At 64.4% G+C, this 2,813-nt stretch carries 2 protein-coding genes and 2 pseudogenes; all 4 read left to right on the top strand.

All coding sequences use genetic code 11. The features are described from left to right. Window positions 1-483, top strand: a pseudogene (locus tag BGN91_RS03570) (F0F1 ATP synthase subunit alpha); the annotation flags it as partial. A 148-nt stretch (window positions 484-631) separates the two neighbouring features. Then, a complete protein-coding gene (locus BGN91_RS03575; RefSeq protein ID WP_292610597.1) occupies window positions 632-1,510 on the top strand; it encodes a F0F1 ATP synthase subunit gamma in 879 nt (292 codons plus the stop codon). Window positions 1,511-1,526: 16 nt separating this feature from the next. Then, window positions 1,527-1,931 (top strand): organic hydroperoxide resistance protein, encoded by a 405-nt coding sequence (locus BGN91_RS03580; RefSeq protein ID WP_292610598.1) that lies wholly within the window; start codon window positions 1,527-1,529, stop codon window positions 1,929-1,931. Between the two features lie 82 nt (window positions 1,932-2,013). Then, a pseudogene (locus BGN91_RS03585) lies at window positions 2,014-2,813 on the top strand (F0F1 ATP synthase subunit beta); the annotation flags it as partial.

The following is a 2,813-nucleotide window of genomic DNA, read 5'->3' on the forward strand; positions in this document are numbered from 1 at the left end:
ATCTTCCTCGAAACCGACCTGTTCTTCCAGGGCATCCGCCCGGCGGTGAACGTCGGCCTGTCGGTGTCGCGCGTCGGCTCGTCGGCGCAGACCAAGGCGATGAAGAAGGTCGCCGGCAAGATCAAGGGCGAACTCGCGCAATACCGCGAAATGGCGGCGTTCGCGCAGTTCGGCTCCGACCTCGATGCGTCGACCCAGCGCCTGCTCAACCGCGGCTCCCGTCTCACCGAACTTCTGAAGCAGCCGCAGTTCTCGCCGCTGAAGATGGAAGAGCAGGTGGTGGTGATCTGGGCCGGCACCAACGGCTATCTGGACAAGCTGCCGCTCAACAAGGTGCGCGCCTTCGAGGACGGGCTTTTGTCGCTGTTGCGCGGACAGCATGCCGATATTCTCAATACCATCCGCGACACGCGCGATCTCAGCGACGAGACCGCGGGCAAGGTCAAGAACGTCGTCGAAAGCTTCGCCAAGACGTTCGCTTAATTCCTGCCTCTCCCGCTGGCGGGAGAGGTTGACCGGCGCAGCCGGCCGGGTGGGAGCACTTTCGTTCGTGCATGAGATGCCCCTCCCCGATCCTCCCCCGCGCAGACGGGAGAGGGCGATGCAACAGACGTGAGTGGATCAGGCTGGAATGGCTTCTCTGAAAGACATGCGGGTCCGCATCGCCTCGACCAAGGCGACGCAGAAGATCACCAAGGCCATGCAGATGGTGGCGGCCTCCAAGCTCCGCCGCGCACAGACCGCCGCGGAAGCGGCGCGGCCCTACGCCCAGAAGATGGATGCGGTGATTTCCAACATCGCCAGCGCCGCGGCCGGCTCGCCCAACGCGTCGCCGCTTCTGGTCGGCACCGGCAAGGATCAGGTTCACCTGCTGCTGGTCTGCACCGGCGAGCGCGGCCTGTCCGGGGCGTTCAACTCGGCCATCGTCCGCCTCGCCCGCGACAAGGCGCTTGCCCTCATAAACCAGGGCAAGGAGGTCAAGTTCTTCTGCGTCGGACGCAAGGGCTTCGAGCAGCTTCGCCGTACCTTCGAGAAGCAGATCGTCGAGACGGTCGAACTGCGTTCGGTGCGCCAGCTCGGCTTCGTCAATGCCGAGGAGATCGCGAAAAAGGTGCTGGCCCGTTTCGAGGCCGGCGAGTTCGATGTCTGCACCCTGTTCTATTCGCGCTTCCAGTCCGTCATCGCGCAGGTTCCGACCGCCCAGCAGATCATCCCGCTGGCGATCGAGGCCTCGGCCGCGAACGGCGATCCAGCGCCGTCCTACGAATACGAGCCGGAAGAGGACGAAATTCTTACCCGGCTGCTTCCGCGCAACCTCGCGGTGCAGATCTTCCGGGCGCTGCTGGAAAACAACGCCTCGTTCTACGGCGCGCAGATGACGGCGATGGATAACGCCACCCGCAACGCCGGAGAAATGATCCGCAAGCAGACCCTGATCTACAACCGCACCCGACAGGCGATGATCACCAAGGAACTGATCGAGATCATCTCCGGCGCCGAGGCGGTTTAGCCAACGGAGACGCAGCATGGCTTATGTCACCAAGGCGACGACAAGCGGCGGCCGCAACGGCCGCGCCGTTCTCGACGGCGGCGGACTGGCATTGGCGATGGCGCTCCCGAAGGAGCTCGGCGGCGCCGGCGACGGCCACAATCCCGAACAGCTTTTCGCGCTCGGCTGGTCCTCCTGCTTCGGACAGGCGATTCTTGTGCTGGCGAAAAAGCATGGTCTCGACGGACAGGCCGCCAAGGTGACCTGCGAAGTCACGCTCAACGTCGATGACGGCGCGTTCTCGCTGGCTGCCGAATTGAAGGTGGCTCTGCCGGGCGCAGACAAGGCCAAGCTGCAGGCGCTGATCGAAGACGCCCACGCCATCTGTCCTTATTCCAAGGCGACCAGGGGTCATGTGCCCGTCAAATTGACCGCCGTCTGAAGCGACTGGTCCCCAAAAGTGAAAGCCGGTTTTCGGAACAGGCCACGCGCCAACTAGAACGAGTTCGAAGGAGATATTTCTAATGGCATCCCCCGCCAACCAGACCGGACGCATCACGCAGGTCATCGGCGCCGTCGTCGACGTGCAGTTCGAAGGGCACCTGCCGGCGATTCTCAACGCCATTGAGACCAAGAACGGCGACAACCGCCTGGTTCTCGAAGTCGCCCAGCATCTCGGCGAATCCACCGTGCGCACGATCGCCATGGACACCACCGAAGGCCTGGTGCGCGGCCAGGACGTCACCGACACCGGCGCGCCGATCCGGGTGCCGGTCGGCGCAGGCACGCTGGGCCGCATCATGAACGTGATCGGCGAGCCGGTGGACGAAGGTGGTCCGATCAAGGCCGACGATCTGCGCCCGATCCACGCGGAAGCGCCCTCCTACACCGACCAGTCGACCGAGGCTGAAATTCTGGTCACCGGCATCAAGGTGGTCGACCTGCTCGCGCCTTACGCCAAGGGCGGCAAGATCGGCCTGTTCGGCGGCGCCGGCGTCGGCAAGACCGTGCTGATTCAGGAACTGATCAACAACGTCGCCAAGGCGCACGGCGGCTATTCGGTGTTCGCCGGCGTCGGCGAGCGCACCCGCGAGGGCAACGACCTCTATCACGAGTTCATCGAGTCGGGCGTCAACAAGAAGGGCGGCGGCGAAGGCTCCAAATGCGCTCTCGTCTACGGCCAGATGAACGAACCGCCGGGCGCGCGCGCCCGCGTCGCGCTGTCGGGCCTCACGGTCGCCGAGCAGTTCCGCGACCAGGGCCAGGACGTGCTGTTCTTCGTCGACAACATCTTCCGCTTCACCCAGGCCGGCTCGGAAGTGTC

The sequence above is a fragment of the Nitrobacter sp. 62-13 genome, from assembly GCF_001896955.1.
In the GTDB taxonomy this organism is placed as follows: domain Bacteria; phylum Pseudomonadota; class Alphaproteobacteria; order Rhizobiales; family Xanthobacteraceae; genus Nitrobacter.

Excerpts from the sequence above, each read along its gene's own strand:
- BGN91_RS03580 (WP_292610598.1), top strand. The coding sequence starts at position 1,527 with ATGGCTTATGTCACCAAGGCGACGACAAGCGGCGGCCGCAACGGCCGC.
- BGN91_RS03575 (WP_292610597.1), top strand. The coding sequence starts at position 632 with ATGGCTTCTCTGAAAGACATGCGGGTCCGCATCGCCTCGACCAAGGCG.